Annotated in this window: 19 protein-coding genes; 6 read left to right on the top strand and 13 right to left on the bottom strand. The window is 71.2% G+C overall.

The features are described from left to right. Positions 1-6: 6 nt before the first annotated feature. The 4 genes from POL25_RS37135 to POL25_RS37120 all read right to left on the bottom strand — a co-directional run bounded on the left by POL25_RS37135 (position 7) and on the right by POL25_RS37120 (position 3,130). Positions 7-822 carry a class I SAM-dependent methyltransferase gene (locus tag POL25_RS37135; protein WP_272091102.1) on the bottom strand — a complete coding sequence of 272 codons (816 nt, stop codon included), beginning with the start codon at positions 820-822 and terminating at the stop codon, positions 7-9. Positions 823-1,026: 204 nt separating this feature from the next. Further along, positions 1,027-1,599: a HEAT repeat domain-containing protein gene (locus POL25_RS37130; protein ID WP_272091101.1), complete on the bottom strand. Its 573-nt coding sequence runs from the start codon at positions 1,597-1,599 to the stop codon at positions 1,027-1,029. Between the two features lie 16 nt (positions 1,600-1,615). Further along, entirely contained in the window at positions 1,616-2,626 is a 1,011-nt protein-coding gene (locus tag POL25_RS37125) for a hypothetical protein (protein ID WP_272091100.1), read from the bottom strand. Between the two features lie 144 nt (positions 2,627-2,770). Beyond that, the gene (locus tag POL25_RS37120) at positions 2,771-3,130 is read right to left on the bottom strand and encodes a hypothetical protein (RefSeq protein WP_272091099.1); all 360 of its coding nucleotides are present in this window, start codon (positions 3,128-3,130) and stop codon (positions 2,771-2,773) included. Here POL25_RS37120 and POL25_RS37115 point away from each other — a divergent pair. Then, positions 3,129-3,629, top strand: a complete 501-nt coding sequence (locus tag POL25_RS37115) for a hypothetical protein (RefSeq protein ID WP_272091098.1) — start codon at positions 3,129-3,131, stop codon at positions 3,627-3,629. The genes POL25_RS37120 and POL25_RS37115 overlap by 2 nt on opposite strands. A 221-nt stretch (positions 3,630-3,850) precedes the next feature. Here the strand turns inward: POL25_RS37115 and POL25_RS37110 are convergent, their stop codons facing one another. From POL25_RS37110 to POL25_RS37080, 7 genes are all read right to left on the bottom strand, one after another. Continuing rightward, on the bottom strand, positions 3,851-4,522 hold the full coding sequence (locus POL25_RS37110; protein WP_272091097.1) for an alpha/beta hydrolase: 672 nt from the start codon (positions 4,520-4,522) through the stop codon (positions 3,851-3,853). Between the two features lie 12 nt (positions 4,523-4,534). Further along, positions 4,535-4,753 carry a hypothetical protein gene (locus POL25_RS37105; protein ID WP_272091096.1) on the bottom strand — a complete coding sequence of 73 codons (219 nt, stop codon included), beginning with the start codon at positions 4,751-4,753 and terminating at the stop codon, positions 4,535-4,537. 141 nt (positions 4,754-4,894) lie between these two features. Beyond that, complete coding sequence (locus POL25_RS37100) at positions 4,895-6,238, bottom strand: DUF8740 domain-containing protein (protein ID WP_272091095.1); 1,344 nt, start codon at positions 6,236-6,238, stop codon at positions 4,895-4,897. After that, positions 6,235-6,765 carry a COA_001 N-terminal-type choice-of-anchor domain-containing protein gene (locus POL25_RS37095; protein WP_506417455.1) on the bottom strand — a complete coding sequence of 177 codons (531 nt, stop codon included), beginning with the start codon at positions 6,763-6,765 and terminating at the stop codon, positions 6,235-6,237. Before POL25_RS37095 ends, POL25_RS37100 begins: the two co-directional genes overlap by 4 nt. Before the next feature lie 270 nt (positions 6,766-7,035). Continuing rightward, positions 7,036-7,659 (bottom strand): hypothetical protein, encoded by a 624-nt coding sequence (locus POL25_RS37090; protein ID WP_272091093.1) that lies wholly within the window; start codon positions 7,657-7,659, stop codon positions 7,036-7,038. 31 nt (positions 7,660-7,690) lie between these two features. Then, positions 7,691-9,544, bottom strand: a complete 1,854-nt coding sequence (locus POL25_RS37085) for a DUF8740 domain-containing protein (protein ID WP_272091092.1) — start codon at positions 9,542-9,544, stop codon at positions 7,691-7,693. Next, positions 9,541-10,080: a COA_001 N-terminal-type choice-of-anchor domain-containing protein gene (locus tag POL25_RS37080; RefSeq protein WP_506417454.1), complete on the bottom strand. Its 540-nt coding sequence runs from the start codon at positions 10,078-10,080 to the stop codon at positions 9,541-9,543. Before POL25_RS37080 ends, POL25_RS37085 begins: the two co-directional genes overlap by 4 nt. A 352-nt stretch (positions 10,081-10,432) precedes the next feature. Between POL25_RS37080 and POL25_RS37075 the strand changes: the two genes are divergently transcribed. Then, complete coding sequence (locus POL25_RS37075; protein ID WP_272091090.1) at positions 10,433-11,014, top strand: tetratricopeptide repeat protein; 582 nt, start codon at positions 10,433-10,435, stop codon at positions 11,012-11,014. Between the two features lie 489 nt (positions 11,015-11,503). Here the strand turns inward: POL25_RS37075 and POL25_RS37070 are convergent, their stop codons facing one another. After that, on the bottom strand, positions 11,504-12,832 hold the full coding sequence (locus POL25_RS37070) for a transcription antitermination factor NusB (protein WP_272091089.1): 1,329 nt from the start codon (positions 12,830-12,832) through the stop codon (positions 11,504-11,506). 43 nt (positions 12,833-12,875) lie between these two features. Between POL25_RS37070 and POL25_RS37065 the strand changes: the two genes are divergently transcribed. The 3 genes from POL25_RS37065 (at position 12,876) to POL25_RS37055 (ending at position 15,751) form a co-directional block, all read left to right on the top strand. Then, positions 12,876-13,367 carry a hypothetical protein gene (locus POL25_RS37065; RefSeq protein WP_272091088.1) on the top strand — a complete coding sequence of 164 codons (492 nt, stop codon included), beginning with the start codon at positions 12,876-12,878 and terminating at the stop codon, positions 13,365-13,367. A 175-nt stretch (positions 13,368-13,542) separates the two neighbouring features. Next, a complete protein-coding gene (locus tag POL25_RS37060) occupies positions 13,543-13,788 on the top strand; it encodes a hypothetical protein (protein ID WP_272091087.1) in 246 nt (81 codons plus the stop codon). A gap of 343 nt (positions 13,789-14,131) precedes the next feature. Continuing rightward, the gene (locus POL25_RS37055) at positions 14,132-15,751 is read left to right on the top strand and encodes a pectate lyase (RefSeq protein WP_272091086.1); all 1,620 of its coding nucleotides are present in this window, start codon (positions 14,132-14,134) and stop codon (positions 15,749-15,751) included. Between the two features lie 73 nt (positions 15,752-15,824). On the opposite strand, the gene ettA is transcribed toward POL25_RS37055, so the two are convergent. Continuing rightward, the gene (gene ettA / locus POL25_RS37050) at positions 15,825-17,504 is read right to left on the bottom strand and encodes an energy-dependent translational throttle protein EttA (RefSeq protein ID WP_272091085.1); all 1,680 of its coding nucleotides are present in this window, start codon (positions 17,502-17,504) and stop codon (positions 15,825-15,827) included. A gap of 272 nt (positions 17,505-17,776) precedes the next feature. On the opposite strand from ettA, the gene speA reads away from it, so the two are divergent. Further along, positions 17,777-19,786: a biosynthetic arginine decarboxylase gene (gene speA / locus POL25_RS37045; protein ID WP_272091084.1), complete on the top strand. Its 2,010-nt coding sequence runs from the start codon at positions 17,777-17,779 to the stop codon at positions 19,784-19,786. Positions 19,787-20,369 lie beyond the last annotated feature (583 nt).

Here is a 20,369-nt window from a genome sequence, read left to right as displayed (position 1 = left end):
CTTGGGTCAGGTCGAAGCGACCAGGTAGGTCAGCCAGATCTCCTGGTTCTGCTCGTGGGCGATCTCGCGGTACTCGGTGGAGCCGTCCTTCTCGTCGGTGTACTCCCAGAACACCCGCGGCGCCGCGAAGCCGGCCTCGTCGAGGAGGTCGCGCAGCTCGGGCAAGGTCCACACGCGCCAGCGGTAGGCGAACGCCGGCTCGATGCGCGAGCCGTCGGGGAAGGCGAAGCTGATCGAGCAGCGGGCGGTGTGGTCGAGCGGGTTGAACTCGCTGTGGTCCCACAGGTACGAGAAGCCGTCGTACTCGCGGCGCTCGTGGTAGTCGGCCACGGCCTCGGTGCCGCCGATGCAGTCGAGCACGAACAGGCCGCGCGGGCGCAGCGAGCGGCGGACGTTGCGGAAGTAGGCGAGCAGCTGCTGGCGCGAGGACAGCAGGAAGTAGCTGAAGTTGAGGGCGCAGACGACGTCGGCGCGGTGGTCGAGCGGGGTGAGGACGTCGGCGTGCACGAGCTCGACGCGGCCGGCGATGGTGGGGCCGGCGGGGGCGAGGTTGTGGCGGCGGGCCCAGGCGAGGGCTTCGGCGTCGAGGTCGACGCCGATCGACCGGCGCTGGGGGCCGCGCTTGGCCCACTCGGCGGCCAGCAGCGCGGTGCCGCAGAAGTCCTCCTTGAGCACCTTGGGCTTGACCCCGCGCATCTCGGAGTAGACGCGCTCGACGAATTCGATGTTGTCGATCGGGGCGTTGACGGCCTCTTGGTAGAGGGCGAAGCGGTCGGCCTGTTCGGCGAGGGTGTGCTTGCGGGCGGTGGAGCGGCTGGCCATGAGGAGGCTTTGAAGAGCGCGGGAAGCTAGCACACCCGCGGGCCGAACCGCTACGCCGCCGCCAGGCCCGAGCGAGGCGTCGGTGACGCGGGCCGCTTCGGCGGTGCGTGCGGAGGCTCCGTCGTCACGCTCGCGAGGCTCACGTCATGGGTCGACCTCGCGGACCACCGGACCCGACCTCCGGTTGCGCGACCGTCCGCAGACTCAGCCCTGTCCGTCGGGGCCCTGATCTTCGATGCGCTCGATCGCCCAGGCCAGCCGGTCGCGCGTCCGGTCGTCCTGCTCGACGTCGAGGGCCGTGTGCAGCGCCGGCAGGTCGGCCGCGACGCCGAGCTTGCCGAGGCCCTCGGCCGCGAGCAGGCGCACGCGCGGGTCGTCGTGCGCGACTGCCTCGAGGAACAGGTCGTGAAGGACAGGGCTCGAAGACCATGAACGAAGGGACCGGCGGCAGATCGCCCGGACCTGGTCGTCGGGGTCGCGCAGGCCCTGGGCGATGAAGGGGACGTGCTCGGGGAAGCGGGCGCTGAGCGCGTGGGCGGCGGTGCGGCGGGCCTCGAGGTCGCCGCTCATCCACGTGGCGAGCACGGCGGGGGTGGCGACGGTGCGCACGGCCTCGCGGTAGGCGAGCGCGTCGGGGCCCTCCATGAAGTCGTTCATCGCTTCGACGAGGGCCGCGAAGGCGCGGTCGTCGTGCTCCGCGGCGAGGGCTCTGGCGGCGGCGGGCGAGGGGTTGTCGGCGAACGCCTGGACGCGGCTGGCGAAGTCGGGGGTGGACATGGTCGGCTCCGTGATGTCAGGCGCGGCGGCCGAGGTCGGCGACGTGGCTCGGGCCCTTCGCGCCGTCGCCCGGGTTGTCGGGGTTGGCCGCGTGGAGTGTTTGCAAGATCTGCGAGAAGGTGCGGCGCTGCGACAGCGCGTCGAGCAGCTGCAGCAGCGTGTCGCCGATCATGCTCCAATACGTCACCCGGCGGGTGCCGAGCAGGTCGAGGCCGCCGGCGTTGGCCTTCGGGTTCAGCTTGCGCAAGTTGTAAAAATAATCGTTGGTGCGGCAGCCGTGGAACAGCCACAGCCGGTAGCGCTTGTCGAACGCCTGCTTCGACATGCGGCGGATGTTGGGGTCGGTCTTGAGCTGGTCGACCATCACGTGCGCGCCGAACTCGGCCGTATGATAGTTGCGCAGGTTGATCACGAGGTTGCCCGAGTTGATGCGGCGGATCTGCAGGCGGCCGCGGGCGACCAGGGTCCGGTACTCCGCCAGCGGCGAGCGCTTGCTGACTCGCCCGCGCTCGGCCAGGAACTCCTCGAGGTCCTTGTACTCGCTGAAGCTGGCCTCGACCGCGCCCTTGTCGTCGACGAGGTCGGCGGTGAAGTTGTAGTCGAAGTCGGGGCCGGTGCCGTAGCGGCCGTGGCCGCCGTACATGGCGACGTCGCAGCGGCCGAGGCCCTCGAGGAACGCGGAGGCCGCGTCGCCGCCGGCGCTGCCGTCGCCCGCGCGCACGAGGGTAACGACGACGTCGACCGGGCGGCCGCTGGCATCGGACGCGACGCCGCGACCGAGCCAGTGCTGGGCGGGCCTCTGCGGCGCGACGCGCTTGCCGGCGGCGAGCCGCGCGACCGCGCCGGCGTCGTCGCGCGAGAAGCCGCGTGCGAGGAGGCCGGCCTCGAGCAGGTCGTCCTGCGAGCGGTTGGCGCCGTACTCGTCGAAGCCGCAGGCGAGCATGATGGTGCAGAGCTGGTCGGCGAACAGACGCTCGTACCAGGGGGAACCGGGCGGGGCGAGGTTTCCTTGGATGCGCAGCACCATGCAGGCTGGAGCATAGCCAGTCGGCGCGAGGCTCGCACGCGGCGACTTCGCGGGGCGAATGTGCGAGGATGCGCCCTCCATGAGGTCCATGCGCTCGCGGGCGATCTGCTTGACGGTGTTGCTGACGGCGATGCCGTCGCTGGTTCAGGCGGCGCCGATGAACGTGGGATCTGCAACGACCGCACGTGAACTCGGTTCGCCAGCAGAATCGTCGGAGCAGAGCGCGAAGGGGCGGGCGAATTCGCGGACGCGGGCGGCGATGCATGCGTGGTCGGGTTCGGCTGCGATGATTGTCGCGACTGCGCCGACTTCGGGCGCGGCGACGGCCGAGCCGACGAGCGGAGCTGCTTCGGCGCCGACGAATTCGAGCCCGGCGCCCGCTCCGGAGACGCCGGCTCCGATAGCAGGGCCCGAGCCGACGTCGGGCGCGAGTGCTGCGACGAGCTCGCCGGGTGCTGCGGGGACAGGCCCGGGTGGGCCGCCGACGAGCGCGGCGGAGACCATGCCGTCGCCGACGCGCGCGGCAGAGACCGTGCCGCCGACGACGGCGCCGGGCGGGTCGGTGGCTGTGGAGGCGCCGCGGGAGCCCGGACGGACGAAGCCGCGGACGTGGCAGATTTATCAGCGCCCGCTACCGGGCGCGGAGCACAGCTGGGGGCCGCCGAACGGGCAGATGCCGACCTTCGTGGAGGTGTCCGAGGCGCCGATCGATCCGGACAGGGTGCCGCCCAACGGGACCCCGCGCATGATCGTCGGCGCGGCGCTCGGGACGATCGGGCTGGTGGTGTTCGGCCTCGGGATCGCGGCGCGCACGACCGACGTGTTCGGCGAGGAGCGCCGCGCCGGGGTGCCGCTGATCGGCGGCGGGCTGGTGGCGACCGCGATCGGCTGGGGCCTGTTCACGCACGGGGTGCTGCGTCGCAAGGCGTTCCTCCGCTGGCAGGAAGGCCGCGCGAAGGTGGCCCCGACGATCGGCGGGGCGACGCTGCTGCTGCGGTTCTAGTCTTCTTCTCTCGCGAGAGAAGAAGAGGTCCCTTTCGAGATGTCCGAAGGGACATGTTTTCGAAAGCGCCGGCGCGATCGTCCGCCCCGAGGGGCCCTGCCAAGCTCTCTCTTGTCAGAGAGGGCGCGCTTCTGTCTGTCCGAAGGGACATGTTATCGAGAGCGCCGGCGGGTGTCTGAAGGGACATGTTCTGAAATTAAGGACATGTCCCTTCGGTCGTGTCATTGCGGCAGGCGTTCGTGCAGCCAGGAGGAGACCAGCTGGAGCTCGGCGGTCGAGACCTCGTGCTGGATGGGGTAGTCGTGCCAGCGGACGTCGCGGCCGGGGCGGATGGCGGCGTCGTGGGCGGCGCGGCCGGCGAAGACGGGGACCAGCGGGTCGTTGCGGCCGTGGCAGAACAGCGCCGGGGTGTCGAAGTTGGCGCGGTGCTGCTCGGCGCGCTGGTCGGCCAGGACCTCGTAGGCGCTGAGGACGAGCAGGCCGGCGAGGGTCTCGGGGTGGCGGGTGCCGGTGTAGAGGGCCATGGCGCCGCCCTGGCTGAAGCCGCCGAGGACGATGCGGTCGCTGGCGATCCCGCGGGCGTTCTCGCGGGCGATGAGGCGGGTGATGGCGGCGGCGCTGGCCCGGATGTGGGCCTCGTCCTCGCGCGGGCCGGCGTGCGGGTCGAAGCCGAGGCTGCGGATGTCGTACCAGGCGGGCATGACGAAGCCGCCGTTGATCGTGACCGGCAGCGCGGGCGCGTGCGGGAGGATGAAGCGCGCCCACGGCAGGCCGAACACCGGGACGGCCGGCTCGAAGTCGTGGCCGTCAGCGCCGAGGCCGTGGAGGAAGATGACGCTGGCGGTGGCAGGGACCTGGGCGTCGACCTCGACGCAAGGGAGCAGTTCGTTCATGACGGCACGCATTCACTCGGCGGCGGCGCCGAGGCAGAGCTCGGTGATGTTTCCGCGCTGGGTGTCGAGGGTGAAGATGACGCCGCTATAGACCGAACCGGCGACGAAGGACAGCGCGTCCTGCCTGGCCGCGGGCTCGCGGTCGGCGCCATGGGTCCGGAAGGCGTCGATGCCGATCGCAGGCGTGGTGCGCAGATCGCAAGGCGCGACCGCGCGGAGGGCGGCGAGCATGTCGGGGCCGCTCATCGGCGGCCTCGATGGGTGAGGCCCGGCGGGGAGCGGCGACCTGTCGCTTCGGACAGCTCGCCGGGGCCGCGACGAGCCGGCGGCGTGAGCCGGGGCTCGTGGGTGTCGGTGTCGCGCGCGTGACTCTCAGTACTTCATCCACTGCAGGCAGCAGTAGCGGGCGCCGAAGGCCGTGCCGAAGTTCTCGTCCTCGTCGAAGTTGGCGCAGTTGTTCTCGTTGACGCGGATGCCCCGGTCGTCGTCGACGCGGTCGCCCATCCAGGTGTTGAGCTGCAGGGTCATGCCGGTGGCGCAGGCGCGGCGGACCTGTTCGTAGGTGCAGAGGTAGGCGCCGCCGTAGGCCGTGCGGCAGCGATCGGCGCTCTGGTACCAGTTCTGGTTGCCGCCGGCGGTGTCGTAGTAGAGGCACAGCAGCGAGGTGGCGGTGTTGACCTGGTAGGTCGAGAAGGCCGGGTAGTTGGGACAGGCGGCGACGCTGGTCGGGCCAGGGAGGCCCTGCGGACCCTGGACACCTTGCAGGCCCTGCGGGCCTTGCGGACCCTGAGCGCCGGTGTCGCCCTTGATGCCCTGGGGACCGATGGGGCCGGCGGGACCGACGGGGCCGGCGGGTCCCTGCGGGCCCATCGGGCCCATGGGACCGAGCGCACCCATCGGGCCCTGGGGACCGGCAGGGCCGGCCGGGCCCGAGTCACCCATCGGACCTTGCGGACCCGCAGGACCGGCGGGACCGGCAGGACCGACCTGACCGTCGCCGCCAGCGGGGCCGGCGGGGCCTTCGGGGCCGGCAGGGCCCGCAGGACCGGCGGGACCGGCAGGGCCTTCGGCGCCGGCAGGACCCGCGGGGCCCTCGGCGCCTGCAGGACCGGCCGCGCCGGCGGGACCGGCAGGGCCTTCAGCGCCCGCAGGTCCGGCGGGACCCTCGGCGCCAGCGGGACCGGCGGGTCCGGGCGGGCCGGCGGGACCGATCAATCCTGAAGGATCGCCGACCCATTGGCCGTTCTCGTTGATGACCTGACCGAAGCCCTGAATGTTGACACTGAGGGGGTTGATCTCGCCGCGGACGTCCCCGGCGAACATGGCATAGGGGACGCTGACGACGGCGGCGCGAGGGGTCATCTCCGGGTCGGCGCCGACGGTGATGCCGAGCCAGCGGGTGCTGCCGTCGAACACCAATTCATCGAGGACGAGCTGCTCGCCGAGGCGGACGGAGAAGAAGCCCTCTTCGAAGGTGACGCTGATGGTCTCGGCCCAGATCTCGTTGCCGGCGAGCTCGTCGTCGTAGATGGCGAAGGTGATGTCCTGGGTGCCGTCGACAGGAACGCCGTTGGCGTCGAAGAGGCGGCCCTGGTGGGTGACGAGGGCGGGGACGGCGAGGGCGCTGGCGTCGAGGGGGAGCAGCCACGCGGAGGCGAGCACGGCCCCGAGCCACCACTTCTTACCAAAGATGCGGTCACGCTTCGTCGAGATCATGGCGGGTTCCCGTTGGCGCCGATGAGGCCGCCCTGGAGGCGAAAGTTGGCGGAAGAGTAGATGCCCTGGTTCTGGGTCGGCTGACCCAGAGTGAAGACCATGCGGAAGTTGGGGCTGGAGGCGACGGTGCCGCTGTTGACGGTCTGGGTGATGGAGCGGCCGACGATCGGATCGCCGGTGGTCGTGTCGGTGTCCGTCGTGTCCGTCGTCGAGGTCGTCGTCGTGTCGGTGGTGGTGGTCGTCGTCGTCGAATCGGTGGTCGTCGGCCCCTCGGTAGTGGTGGGTCCCTCGGTGGTCGTCGAATCGGTGGTGGTCGTCGAAACGGTGGTGGTGGGGGTGTCGGTGGTGGCCGGAGACGTCGGCGAATCGGTGGACGTCGGCGGGTCGCCAGTCGTGGCGGTGCCGTCGGTACCACTAATAGAGAGGGTGCCGGCGGTGGTGTCGTCGGCACAGCCGCCCGCGAATCCAACGATCGACAATAGTCCCAAGACAGCCCCACACCGGCGCGTAGGCGCGGTTCGGCGCATGCTCACCCCCGTTCAGGCAGACGCCGCATCGGGCGACGCGGCGATTCGGACCGACGCTATCATGAATGAACGCAGGCCAACAAGACGCAGATTCGCGCCAGAGGTGCGTCGCCGGCTTCACAGGCGCGCGGGTGCGATGTGCAGAGTCGGGGCCCGCAGGTCAGCGCGCATTCGGCCGCCCCGGCGGCGAGCCGGATGCATGGTCTGGCTTTTGGGACATGTTGACGATCTCGCTGCGAGCGGTCAGCCGCTGAACTCGAGCTCGCGGCGTCAGGGCGGGGCGAGCACGCCGCGGAGCTGCATCTCGGCGCCGGGGGGCGCGATCGTCATGGCGAACGGCTGGGCGGCGAGGCAATCGCGGACGGCAGCGTCGTCGCCGTGGCCGGCGAACTCGTGCGAGAGCAGCTTGCCGTCGGCGCCGAAGGTGGCCTGGACGAACAAGTTATTGGGGTTCTTGCCGCCACAGGCGCGCAGGAGGCCCCGCGCCCGCCCGTCGAGGGCTTTTTGCAGCTCGGCGGTCGCGGCCGCACGGGCGGCCTCGAGCTTGGCTTGCCCGCTGCCGTCGATCACGACCTGCGGGCCCGGGTTGGCGAGCCAGGCCTGACGGTCCTCAGTCAAACTGTCCCGGGGGACAGGTTCGATCGGCGGCGGCGCGAGGGCGACGTGGTCGGGGCGCGGGTCGAAATCGTCGAAATGCCGGCGCGCCGAATCGGCGTCGGCCGCCGGCACGCCGAGCGCGACCGCGAGCTCGGGTCCGGCGGCGGGGAGCTGCTGCGGCGGTGGTTCACCGCGGGACAGCAGATACCCGCTGCCGAGCAGGAGGACGAGGCTGCCGGCCAGGGCGGCGGCGATCTTGCGACCGCTGCGGGCGACGATGTCTGCTCTCGAGGTCATGGTCGATCCATCGGCCGGAGCAGCGCGAGGCTCAGTACTTGGGCCATTCGGAGCAGCAGTACTTGCCGGTCTTGCCGGCGTTGTAACCGTCCTGGCCGTCGAAGTTGTTGCAGTCGGTGCTGTTGGTGTGCAGCGCGTCGTCGTCGTCGATCCGGTCGGCCAGCCACGAATTGTTGATCGGCGCGAACCCGTTGCCGGCGATGCAGGCGCGGCGGATCTCCTCGTGGCGGCACAGATGCGCCCCATCATAGAAGGTGTAACAATCGCTCGCCGAGCCGTTCCAGTTCTTGCCGAAGTTCTCGTGGTACACGCAGAGCAGCGAGCGGACCGTGTTCACCGAGGTGATCTGATCGGCGTAGGGGCTCCCGGGGCACGCGGGCACGCTGGTCGGACCGGGCACGCCCTGCGGACCCTGCGGACCTTGCGGGCCCTGGGGACCGACCGCGCCGGCGGGGCCAGCGGGACCGGCAGCGCCGGCAGGACCCGCGGGGCCCTGGGGTCCGATCGCGCCGGCAGGACCGGCGGGGCCCATCGGACCGACGCCGCCTTGCGGGCCGGAGGGGCCGGCGGGGCCGGCGGGGCCGATCGGGCCGACCTGACCGGCGGGGCCAGCGGGGCCGGCGGGGCCGACCTGACCGGCGGGGCCAGCGGGGCCGGCGGGGCCGGCGGGACCGACCTGACCGGCGGGGCCAGCCGGGCCTGGATCGCCCTGGGTGCCCTGCTGGCCAGCGGGACCGGCGGGACCAGCGGGGCCGGCGGGACCCGCAGGACCCGGCTCGCCCGGCGAACCCGACGGGCCCGCGGGACCGGCGGGACCGGCGGGGCCGGCGGGGCCAGCGGGACCGAGGTCGCCTTGCGGACCGGCGGGGCCGGCGGGGCCGAGGTCGCCCTGGGGACCGGCGGGGCCGGCCGGGCCGAGGTCGCCCTGCGGACCGGCGGGGCCGGCGGGGCCGAGGTCGCCCTGCGGACCGGCGGGGCCAGCGGGGCCTGCAGGGCCGATGTCACCTTGCGGACCGGCGGGACCGACGGGACCGAGGTCGCCCTGCGGGCCCTGGGGACCGACCGGGCCGATGTCGCCTTGCGGGCCTTGGGCACCCTGGGCACCCTGCGGACCCTCGGCGCCAGCAGGACCTGCCGGACCGGCGGGGCCGGCAGGGCCGACCTGACCGTCGCCGCCAGCGGGGCCGGCGGGGCCTTCGGGGCCGGCAGGGCCCGCAGGACCGGCGGGACCGGCAGGGCCTTCGGCGCCAGCAGGACCGGCAGGGCCCTCGGCGCCGGCAGGACCGGCCGCACCGGCGGGGCCGGCAGGGCCTTCAGCGCCCGCAGGTCCGGCGGGACCCTCGGCGCCAGCGGGACCGGCAGGTCCGGGCGGGCCGGCGGGACCGATCAATCCTGAAGGATCGCCGACCCATTGGCCGTTCTCGTTGATGACCTGACCGAAGCCCTGAATGTTGACACTGAGGGGGTTGATCTCGCCGCGGACGTCCCCGGCGAACATGGCATAGGGGACGCTGACGACGGCGGCGCGAGGGGTCATCTCCGGGTCGGCGCCGACGGTGATGCCGAGCCAGCGAGTGCTGCCGTCGAAGACGAGCTCGTCGAGTACGAGCTGCTCGCCGAGGCGGACGGAGAAGAAGCCCTCTTCGAAGGTGACGCTGATGGTCTCGGCCCAGATCTCGTTGCCGGCGAGCTCGGCGTCGTAGATGGCGAAGGTGATGTCCTGGGTGCCGTCGACGGGGCCACCATTGGCGTCGAAGAGGCGACCCTGGTGAGTGACGAGGGCGGGGACGGCGAGGGCGCTGGCGTCGAGGGGGAGCAGCCACGCGGAGGCGAGCGCCGCGCCGAGCCACCACTGCTTCTTCCGGTTGCGTCGTGTCGAGATCATGGCGGGTTCCCGTTGGCGCCGATGAGGCCGCCCTGGAGGCGAAAGTTGGCGGAAGAGTAGATGCCCTGGTTCTGGGTCGGCTGACCCAGCGTGAAGACCATGCGGAAGTTGGGGCTGGAGGCGACGGTGCCGCTGTTGACGGTCTGGGTGATGGAGCGGCCGACGACGGGATCGCCTGTGGTCGTGTCGGTATCGGTGGTCGTCGTGGTCGTCGTGGTCGTCGTGCTCGTCGTCGTGTCGGTGGTGGTCGTGGTCGCCGAATCGGTGGTCGTGGGCCCCTCGGTGGTGGTGGGGCCTTCGGTGGTCGTCGAATCGGTGGTGGTCGTCGAAACGGTGGTCGTGGGGGTGTCGGTGGTGGCCGGAGACGTCGGCGAATCGGTGGACGTCGGCGGGTCGCCAGTCGTGGCGGTGCCGTCGGTACCACTAATGGAGAGGGTGCCGGCGGTGGTGTCGTCGGCACACCCGCCCGCGAATCCAACGATCGACAATAGCCCCAAGACAGCCCCATACCGGCGCATAGGCGCGGTTCGGCGCATGATCACCCCCAGTTCCGAAGAGCGACGTCCACAGCGAGGGACGCGGTGATCGACCCACGTCGATCGGAGCCCAAGCTATCACGATTGGCAGCGAGACCACAAGCGCCAGGTTCGCGCGAGGCGGGTGCGTCGGCCGCTGCACGGGCCTGCGGCGCGGATGTCCCGAGAGACATGCGCGCGTGCAGGCGTATGTCCTTCGGGACATGTGAGAGCGGCGGCGCGCGGCGGACCGGCGGGATACGGTGGCGCGGCGGAGGGGGCGCCGCGACGCGCAGAGGACGTCGGCGGCGGAACTATGCTACGACTGCGAGGTCGACCGAGGTCCTTGATGATTTCGTGCCTGCGCCGTGCCTTGCTCCCGCTCCTGCTCGCGCTACCCGTGGCCTGCGACGGCTCTTCGCCGGCTGCCCCGCCTGACCGCCCGAGCGCCGAGGCCCCGGCCGCGTCGCCGGAGGCCGAGAAGAAGTACCTCGAGGCGCTCGAGCTCGAGGCCGCCGGGCGCCACGAGGAGGCGCGGCTCGCCGCCGAGCAGGCGATCGCCGCCGGTGCCGGCCGCGACGCCAAGCTGCTCGCGGCCAAGCTGGCGATCCTCCGCGACGATCTCGACGAGGCGACCCGCCTGCTGGAGCCGCTCGCCAGCGACGCCGGCGATGCGCTGGTGCTTTACAACCTGGGCCTCGTGGCCCAAAAGCGCGGCAAGTACAACGACGCCCGCAGCCGCTACCTGGCGGCGCTCAAGGCCGATCCGAGCTACAACCCGGCCCGCTTCAACCTGGCGGTGCTGACGTGGGAAGCGGGGGTGAAGGACGAGGCCCAGCACCACGCCCGCAAGTTCATCGACGCGGTGCCCGCGGACGACCCGAACGCGGCCAAGCTGCAGCAGCTGATGGGCGGGGTCCCACCCGCCCCGGCGTCGCCCGGGGCGCAGCCCTGACAGCGAGCCGCTCTTGAAAAAACTCGATGCGCGTCGAGGCGAAGGATGACCTCGACGCAGGCGCGGCGGAGCGAGCCGGAGCGCAGCCGTGAGCGAAACTTGAGTGTTCGTTCGAACATGTTCCGAAGGGCATGTCTCGAAGGGCATGCTCTCGGGGCCATGTCCGGCACAGAAGCGCGCCACTGGCGCGAACGTGCGAGCGGGCCCCGGCGCACCGGCCCGGAGTCGCGCGGCACAGATGGATGCACGGAACGGCTGCGGGGCCTGGAGTGGGCCTCCAGGAGCGCGGCGCCAATCGATACACTGAACGGCTGCGGGGCCCGGAGTTGCCCTCCAGGAGCCCGGCAAAGATCGATGCGCTCCAACGGCTGCGAGGCCCGGAGTTGCCCTCCGAGCCGCGGCGCCGATCGATGCACTGCTGGAGGCGTGAGGGTACGCGCCGTCTGACCTTCAGGACATGCCTTTTAGAACATGTCCTGAGGATAAGGCTCAGCTCGGGCGCAGGCGGGCCAGGTAGAAGCCGTCGGTCTGGTGGGCCTCGGGCGTCCAGGTCTCCTCGTGCTCGAGCGTGAAGCTGCCGGCGTCGCACGCGGCGCGGACCAGGCGCGGGCCCTCCTCGGGCTCGAGGCTGCAGACGGCGTAGACCAGGCGGCCGCCGGGGCGCACGCGGGCGCGGCTGCGGTCGAGCAGGCGGCGCTGGAGGGCGGCGCAGACGGCGATGTCCGCGAACTGCACGGTGCCGCGCAGCTCGGGGTGGCGGGCCAGGTTGCCGAGGCCGGTGCAGGGGGCGTCGAGCAGGACGGCGTCGTAGGTCGAGTCGTCGACGCCGGGCTGCGGCTCATCGGCGGCGAGGTCGGCGATCACCGAGGTGAATTCGAGGCCCTCGACGTCGAGCCCGCCGCGGCGGCGCAGGGCGGCGTGCTCGCCGAGCCGGAGCTCGCTGGCGTCGGCGGCGACCAGACGGCCGCGGCGGCCCATCAGCTCGGCCAGCTGCAGCGACTTGGTGCCCATGCCGGCGCAGGCGTCCAGGACATGTTCTTCAGGACATGGCGCAAGAGTCAGGGCGGCGCGCTGCGCCCCGAGGGCCTGGACCGAGAACAGGCCGCGCTCGTGCAGCGGGTGGCGGACCAGCTCGCCGCCGCTGCGCACCCGCAGGGCCTGCGGCTGGTCGGCGATCGGCTCGACGAGGGCCTTCGGCTCGGCCTCGCGCAGGGCCGCGGCGACGTCGTCGGCTGTCGTTCGGGACAGGTCGACGCGCAGCTCGACGGCGGGCGGCTCGGCGAGGGCGCGGGCGCGGGCGAGGGCGAGGTCGGGGCCGAGGTTGGCGATCCAGCGGCCCGCGAGCCAGCGGGGGATCGACCAGCGATCGGCGAGCACGTCGAGCGGCTTGCCGGCGGCGAGGCGGGCGTCGGCGGCGGCGCCTTCGCGGTCGATGGCGGAGAGGATGGCGTGCAGCGGGCGGGCCAGGCCGCCGCTCGGGTCGAGCGCGGTGGCGAGGCCGAGGGCCTGCGAGATCGCGGCGTGCGGCGGGTGCTGCAGCTCGCGCAGCTCGAACACGGCGACGCGGGCGATCTCTCGCGCGCGGGCGCTGAGGTTCTTCGGGCGCACGGCGACGGCGTCGATCAGCGCGTCGAGGCGGCCGCGGTGGCGCAGCACGCCGTACACGAGGTTGGTGGTGAGGCCGCGCTCGCGCCGCTCGAGGTCCGGGTGACGCTCGAACTGCTCGGCCAGGATCCGGTTGCTGAAGCCGCGGCGTTGATCGATCTGCCGGAGGGTCTGAACGGCCAGGGCGCGGGCGGTGATGGGGTTTCTCGGCACGGGGGCGCGGATCGTAGCCGCAAAGGGTGTTATGGTGTCGACGATGTCGATGCGCCGCCGCGCCGCGATCGCCGCCGTCGCCCTCGGGGCCCTGCCCGCGGGCTGCGAGGAGCCGCTGCAGCCGGTGTCCGAGGCGCCGACGCTGCTGGCCGAGGCCGGCGATTACACGATGTGGGCCCGGCCGAAGAACCGTGAGAAGCGCCAGCCGGTGGTCGCGCCGCACGGCGGGTTCGTCGACATCTACATCAACGACGTGGTGGTCGCCGACCTGGCGATGGTGCTGCCCGAGGGGCTGCTGGCCTGGTCCGAGGACGCGATGGTGGTCCTGGCCGGCTACGACGCGGCCGAGGGCGGGTCGCTGGTCCAGGTCGCGGTGATGCAGAAGCAGGCCGGCGTGTGGGCGTGGGAGCAGTACGACGGCTCGAGCGACCAGCCGCGCTTCTCCGGCCGACCCGACGTGTGCGTCGGCTGTCACAGCGCGGGCGAAGATTTCATAAGGTCGTTCCGCCTGCCGGACCCGCCGCCGGAAGGCTGAGGCGGCCGGGCGCGACGGACCGTCGTGGCGAGGTCGGATGCCGGTGAGCACGTCGCCGGCTTCGTGAGCGAGCGCGGCCCGTGCGGCGCGCGAGGGCGTCGGCGGGCCCGGGCGAGCGCGACGCGCGAGGCGCCCGCGCTTGCCCGCAGGCGGGCGAGGGGCTATGCCCCCGGCGATGCTGCAGAACGCGCTCGTCCGTGTGCCCACCGAGGACCTCAAGCGGTTTTTGGCGCTGCTCCACCGCGGCGAGATGCAGTGCCCGCTGACGCCGGTCGAGGTGACGCGCTGCGGGTTCCAGATCCACATGGACCACCTGCTCGGCCACCTGCGCGGGCTCGACGCGCCGGCGGTGCGGGCGGTGCTGACGGCGGTGCTGCTCGAGCGCCAGGCGGCGCTGGAGCGGATGCCGCGGCTGGTCTGAAGGTCATGTCCCAAGGGACAGCAATGATTCGCGTCGCGCAAGGGAGCGGCGACGCGCGAAGCGGGTGACATGAGCCGGTGACGCGAGCCTCGAGTCGTCCTCATGCAGAGACGGACTCGAGCGCGCTCGCGCTCGTCGTCGACCGAGGTCGCGACTTCGGTGCCGTGGTTTGTAACGTTGCCGGCCGATCGGGGACCGTGCCCGGCGTGGGTCTTTCGTTACGACTCCGGCGCGCTCCGGCGCGCTCCGATGGGCGGGCCGGGCCGCGCGCGGCAGGACGTTCTCGGCGAGGCCGCACGCGTGGACCATCGATCACGACCGCTGAAACAGGAGAATCTCGTTCATGAAAAGACTGCTTACGCTCGCTCTCTTCCCGCTCCTCTCGCAGTTCGCCTGCGACGCGCCAGGCACCGAATCGGAGAGCGAAACGACGGACACCGAAGTGGAGAGCGACTCGACCGGCGCCGAGCCGGCGCGCGACGGCTCACGACCGAACCTGGCGATCGGTGAGGCGGAGCCGGCCGCCGCGACGCCGCTGCGGGCCAAGGCGCTCGGGCGCATGCGGAACGCGGCGAAGTTCTTCCACGACAACGTCGCCCGGCACGGCGGCTACGCGTGGCACCACAACGCCACCAACCTGAGCGAGCGCTGGGGCGACATCCAGCTCGACGACGATCAGATCATGATCCAGTCACCCGGCACGGCGGACGTGACGATCGCGTTCGTCGAGGCCGCCCTCGCCGACCCGGCGACGCCGGCGCTCAAGACCTACGCGAAGGACGCGGCCATGGCGTTGCGCCACGGGCAGGTCAAATCGGGCGGCTGGCGCCTCTACGCGGACTTCAAGCCGACGCCGACGCTCAAGGCCTGCTACCTCAACACCACGGCGAGCTGTAGCTGCGGCGGCTGCAAGTTCTCGGTCTACGACGACCAGGTCACCCAGCTGGCGCTGGTTGCGATGATGCGCACCGACCAACTGTTCGGCTTCGCCGATACGGCGCTCTCCGGCTCCTCGGCCTACGCCCGCGCGCGCGTGGAGACCTCGCAGTACCCGACCCACGGCGGCTTTCCGCAGGGGTTCGCCGGTCCCGTCGCCGCCCGGCCGGCGCTGCAGGCCAGCTATCCGCCCTCGATCGGGACCGCGTGCGGCCTCGCCAACTGCTACGCCAACGCCTACGGCAACGAGTACTGGGACGACCCGACGTTGAACGACAACCTGGCGTCGGCCTTCGTCGAGATGCTGTACTGGGCCAGGCAGGTCTATCCGGCGCAGGCCACGACCTACCAGGCCATGCTCACCGCCTACGGCGATTTCCTGCGCCGCGCGCAGATGCCTCAGCCGCAGCCGGCCTGGGCCCAGCAGTACGACATCCAGATGCAGCCACGGTGGGCGCGCAGCTGGGAAGTGCCGGCGATCGCCGGGCAGGAGAGCCAGGACGTCATGTGGGCGCTGCTCCGCCTCTACCAGCTCGACCCGGGCGTGCCGGCCAACCGCGCCGCGGTGGGGACCGCGCTCGCGTACCTCGAGACCGTCGACCACGCGAACGACACGTCGATCCACCGCTACATCGAGCTCGACGACACCTCGCCGGCGAACGTCGGCTTCTTCACCGTCAACCCGGGCGGGTATCCGGTCCGCTTCTCGCAGGCGCCGCCGACCTACCAGAACTACGGGTGGGAGGGCCCGTCGCAGCTGGCGGCGCTGCGCGCCGAGTACGACCGATTGGCGAGCGACACGACCGTGATGAAGCGTTCGTGCCAGAAGCTGCGCGCCGACACGGCGCAGGCCGTCGACGCCGCCGTGAACAACGAGCGGTGGATCACCAGCTACGGCCCGGGCGGCCCGCGCAGCGGCGCCACCCCGGGCGACTACCTCGACACCGCGACGTTCACCAGGAACCTGCGCACGCTGGCCGAGTTCGTCGTGCGCACGACGACCGACTGCGTGGCCTGGAACTACTGAGCGAGGGGTCCGTGTGACCCAAAGGACATGCCCGCGAAGACATGTCCTCGCGGGCATGGTCTTCAGAGCATGCTCAGTGGGTCAGCTTCTTGTAGCGGATCCGGTGCGGCTGGAGGGCGTCGTCGCCGAGGCGCTTCTTCTTGTCGGCCTCGTAGTCGGCGAAGTTGCCCTCGAACCAGGAGACCTTCGAGTCGCCCTCGAAGGTGAGGATGTTGGTGGCGATGCGGTCGAGGAACCAGCGGTCGTGGCTGATGACCACCGCGCAGCCGGGGAAGCTGAGCAGGGCCTCCTCGAGGTGGCGCAGGGTGTCGACGTCGAGGTCGTTGGTCGGCTCGTCGAGCAGCAGCAGGTTGCCGCCGCGCTTGAGCAGCTTGGCCAGGTGGACGCGGTTGCGCTCGCCGCCCGACAGCACGCCGACCTTCTTCTGCTGGTCGGCGCCGTTGAAGTTGAACTTGCTGACGTAGGCGCGCGAGTTGACGTCGCGACCGGCGATGCTGAGGATCTCCTGGCCGCCGGAGATCTCCTGCCACACCGACTTGTTGGGGTCGAGCGCGTCGCGCGACTGGTCGACGTAGGCGATGTCGACGGTCTCGCCGACCTTGATGGCGCCGCCGTCCGGCTTCTCCTGGCCGGTGATCATCTTGAAGAGGGTCGTCTTGCCGGCGCCGTTGGGGCCGATGATGCCGACGATGCCGCCGCGCGGGAGGGTGAAGGTCAGGTCCTCGAACAGCAGGTGGTCGCCGTAGGCCTTGCTGATGCCCTTGCACTCGACCACGGTGCTGCCGAGGCGCTTGGTGAAGGGGATCACGAGGTCGGTGGTGTCGACCTTCTTGTCGCTCGCCTGCGCCAGCAGCTCCTCGTAGGCCTTGACGCGGGCCTTGCTCTTGGCCTGGCGGGCGCGCGGGCTCATCTGCACCCAATCGAGCTCGCGCTGCAGCGTGCGCTGGCGGTTGGACTCGGTCTTCTCCTCCTGGGCCAGGCGCTTCTTCTTCTGGTCGAGCCAGGACGAGTAGTTGCCCTTCCACGGGATGCCGGAGCCGCGGTCGAGCTCCAAGATCCACCCGGCGACGTTGTCGAGGAAGTAGCGGTCGTGGGTGACGGCGACGACGGTGCCGGGGTAGTCCTGGAGGTATCGCTCGAGCCAGGCGACGCTCTCGGCGTCGAGATGGTTGGTCGGCTCGTCGAGCAGCAGCAGGTCGGGGCGCTGCAGCAGCAGGCGGCACAGGGCCACCCGGCGCTTCTCGCCGCCCGACAGGGTGGTGACGTCCGAGTCGCCCGGCGGGCAGCGCAGCGCGTCCATGGCGATCTCGAGCGTGCGGTCGAGCTCCCAGCCGTTGCCGGCGTCGATCTTGTCCTGCAGATCGGCCTGCTCGGCGAGCAGGCGGGTCATCTCGTCGTCGCTCATCGGCTCGCCGAGCTTGTTGCTGACCTCCTCGAAGCGGGCCAGCGTCTGCATCATGCCGGCGACGGCCTCCTCGATGTTGCCCTTGACGTCCTTCTTGGGGTCGAGCGCGGGCTCCTGCGGCAGGTAGCCGACCGAGACGCCCTCGGCGCTCCAGGCCTCGCCGATGAACTCCTTGTCGACGCCGGCCATGATCTTGAGGAGGGTCGACTTGCCGGAGCCGTTGAGGCCGAGCACGCCGATCTTCGCGCCGGGAAGGAAGCTGAGCCAGATGCTCTTGAGCACTTCCTTGCCGCCGGGGTAGACCTTGCGCAGGTCCTTCATGGTGTAGATGTACTGATACGAGGCCATGCCGTGACGACTCCTGGGGCGCCCTGCGGGCGCGGGGCGGGAGGATAGCAGAGGCGCGGGCGAGCAACCGGGGCGACGAGCGGCGGGCGGTGCGAGGCCCGCCCGCCGCGACCGGCGCGAACGGTGGCCCTCGCGGCTCGGGCCGGCGGGGTCCGTGGGGCCCGCTCGCCCGTAATTCCGGGCTCCGCACGGCCGACACCGGCGCCGGCCGCGGGAGATCGCCGGGAGGGCCTTGCGGCCGGGGCCGATGCGCACCCATCATCCCCGGCGAGATGAGCCAGACGACGGAAGCAGATGTGGTCAAGCCGGCGGCGCCGGTGGCGGTCGAGGTGCCGGCGGGTCTCGAGCCCGACGCGAGCAAGCGCTCGGCGCAGGCGCTCGCGCTCGCGGTCGAGACGTCGTTCAAACGCTACGGCATCAACCGCTGGGGCAGCGCGTTCATCCGCTCCAACGGCGAGGGCCACCTGGTGTTCGCGGCCCCGAACTCGCCGGCGGTCGACCTGTACGCGCTGTCGCAGGAGCTGGCGCGCCGCGGCATCCGCACGCCCTACGTGGTCCGCTTCCCGACGATGATCGAGAACCAGATGGGGACGCTGAAGGACGGGTTCGCCAAGGCGATCGCCGACAACAGCTACGAGGGCAAGCACATCGGCGTGTACCCGCTCAAGGTCAACCAGCGCCGCAGCGTGGTCGACACGGTGGTCAAGGCCCGCGAGAAGTTCAACTACGGGCTCGAGGCCGGCTCGAAGCCGGAGCTGCTGCTGGCGATGGCCCAGCCGCCGCTCAAGGGCTCGCTGCTGGTCTGCAACGGCTACAAGGACCGCGAGTTCATGCGCATGGCGTTCCACGCGGCCGAGCTCGGGCACCACGTGATCATCGTGCTCGAGTCGACGCGCGAGGTCCGGCGCTACCTCGACGTCTATCAGGAGCAGGACTGGACGGCGAAGCCCGAGGTCGGCATGCGCGCCAAGCTGTACAGCCGCGGCAGCGGCCGCTGGCAGAGCTCGGGCGGCGAGAGCAGCAAGTTCGGCCTGACGACCAATGAGCTGCTTGGCGTGGTGCGCGAGCTGACGGCCGCCGGCATGGTCGAGCAGCTGTCGCTGCTGCACTTCCACATCGGCTCGCAGATCACCCAGATCAAGCGCATCAAGACGGCGGTCCGCGAGGGCGCGCGCATCTACGCCGAGATGCAGCAGCTGGCGCCGCGGCTGCGCTACCTCGACCTCGGCGGCGGCATCGGCGTCGACTACGACGGCTCGCGCACGTCGTACCCGTCGTCGGCCAACTACTCGCTCGAGGAGTACGCGTCGCAGGTGGTGTTCGAGGTGATCGAGGCCTGCCGCGAGGTGGGGGCCCGCCAGCCGACGCTGCTGACGGAGTCAGGCCGCGTGGTGGTGGCCAACCACGCGGTGACGATCGCCGACCTGCGCGAGGTCCAGGGCGAGCTGATGCCGGTGCCCGAGCCCGCCGAAGACGAGCACCGCCTGGTCCACGAGCTGCGCAACACGCTCGAGAGCCTCAACATCAAGAACGTCGAGGAGTACTTCCACGACGCGATCGACTACCGCGACGAGTGCCTGCAGCTGTTCTCGCGCGGCTACCTGAGCCTGCAGGACCGCGCCAGCGCCGAGGGCCTGTTCGGACGGATCCGCAACAAGGTCAAGCAGATCGTCGAGGCGATGCAGCACCCGCCGGAGGAGATCGTCGATTTCCTCGGCAAGGCCCACCAGAAGTACCTGGTCAACTTCTCGATCTTCCAGAGCATCCCCGACGCGTGGAGCATCGACCAGGTGTTCCCCGCGGCGCCGCTGTCCCGCCACGGCGAGAAGCCGACCATCAACGCGCAGATCGTCGACATCACGTGCGACAGCGACGGCTGCGTGGAGACGTTCGCCCACCCCGACGAGAACATGCCGTACCTGCCGCTGCACGAGCAGCGCCGCGGTTCGGACGAGAAGTACTACCTGGGGTTCTTCATGACGGGGGCGTACCAGGACAGCCTGGGCAACGTGCACAACCTGTTCGCCCGCTGCCACGAGGTGATCCTCCGCAACCCGGACGACGACATGGTCCTTCCAGGCAGCGAACGCGTGGAGCTCGGCGAGAACCTCACGTTCGAGATCAAGATGGGCGCGACCTGCGAAGACGTGCTGTCGTCGATGGACTTCGATGTGGAGCGGATGATCCGCTGGCTGCGCGACCGCCACCTGGCGGTCGAGACGACGCTCGGCGAGTCGTGGCTGCTCGGGGTGCTGCAGAGCTACCCGTATCTGTCGCGCTGAGCGGGCGATTGCCTCGAGGGGGCTGCTCCTCGAGGCGATTTTCTCTGGCGATCGTCTCGGGCTCTTCGAGGCGATCGTCTTGTCTTCGAGGGGCGGGGCCTCGGCGATCGTCGTGGGGCGGACGGGAGGCGGCGCAGCGGGTCCCGTCGCGACGCCGGACCTGCCATGCCACGTGCTCGACGCCGAGGGGAACATCGGCGAGTCCGAAGATCGGCGCGGCGTCTCCGCGCGAGGCATGGGGCCCCCGGCTGCGTCCCACTGCGCCGCCTCCCGTCCGCCTGCGGAGAGCGTGGTGGCCCCGCTCTGGTGGGATGACGCGCGGGCGATGGTCGTGGTCGCCACGGGCGGGATGACGAGCGGGCGATGGTCGTGATCCCCAAGGGCGGGAGACGACGAGCGGACGGAGGTCGTGATCCCCATGGGCGGGACGACGAGCGGACGGAGGTCGTGGTCCTGCGCTGGTTGGACGCCGAGCAGACGATGGTCGAGGCCCCGCGCTGGCGATGGTGAGCGGACGAAGGTTGTAAGCACGCGCTGGCGGATGGCGAGCGCGAGCACTGAATTCGAAAGACGCGGGATGAAG

This window comes from Nannocystis bainbridge, from assembly GCF_028368995.1.
Lineage (GTDB): Bacteria > Myxococcota_A > Polyangia > Nannocystales > Nannocystaceae > Nannocystis > Nannocystis bainbridge.
This window is presented reverse-complemented; position numbering and strand designations above follow the sequence as displayed.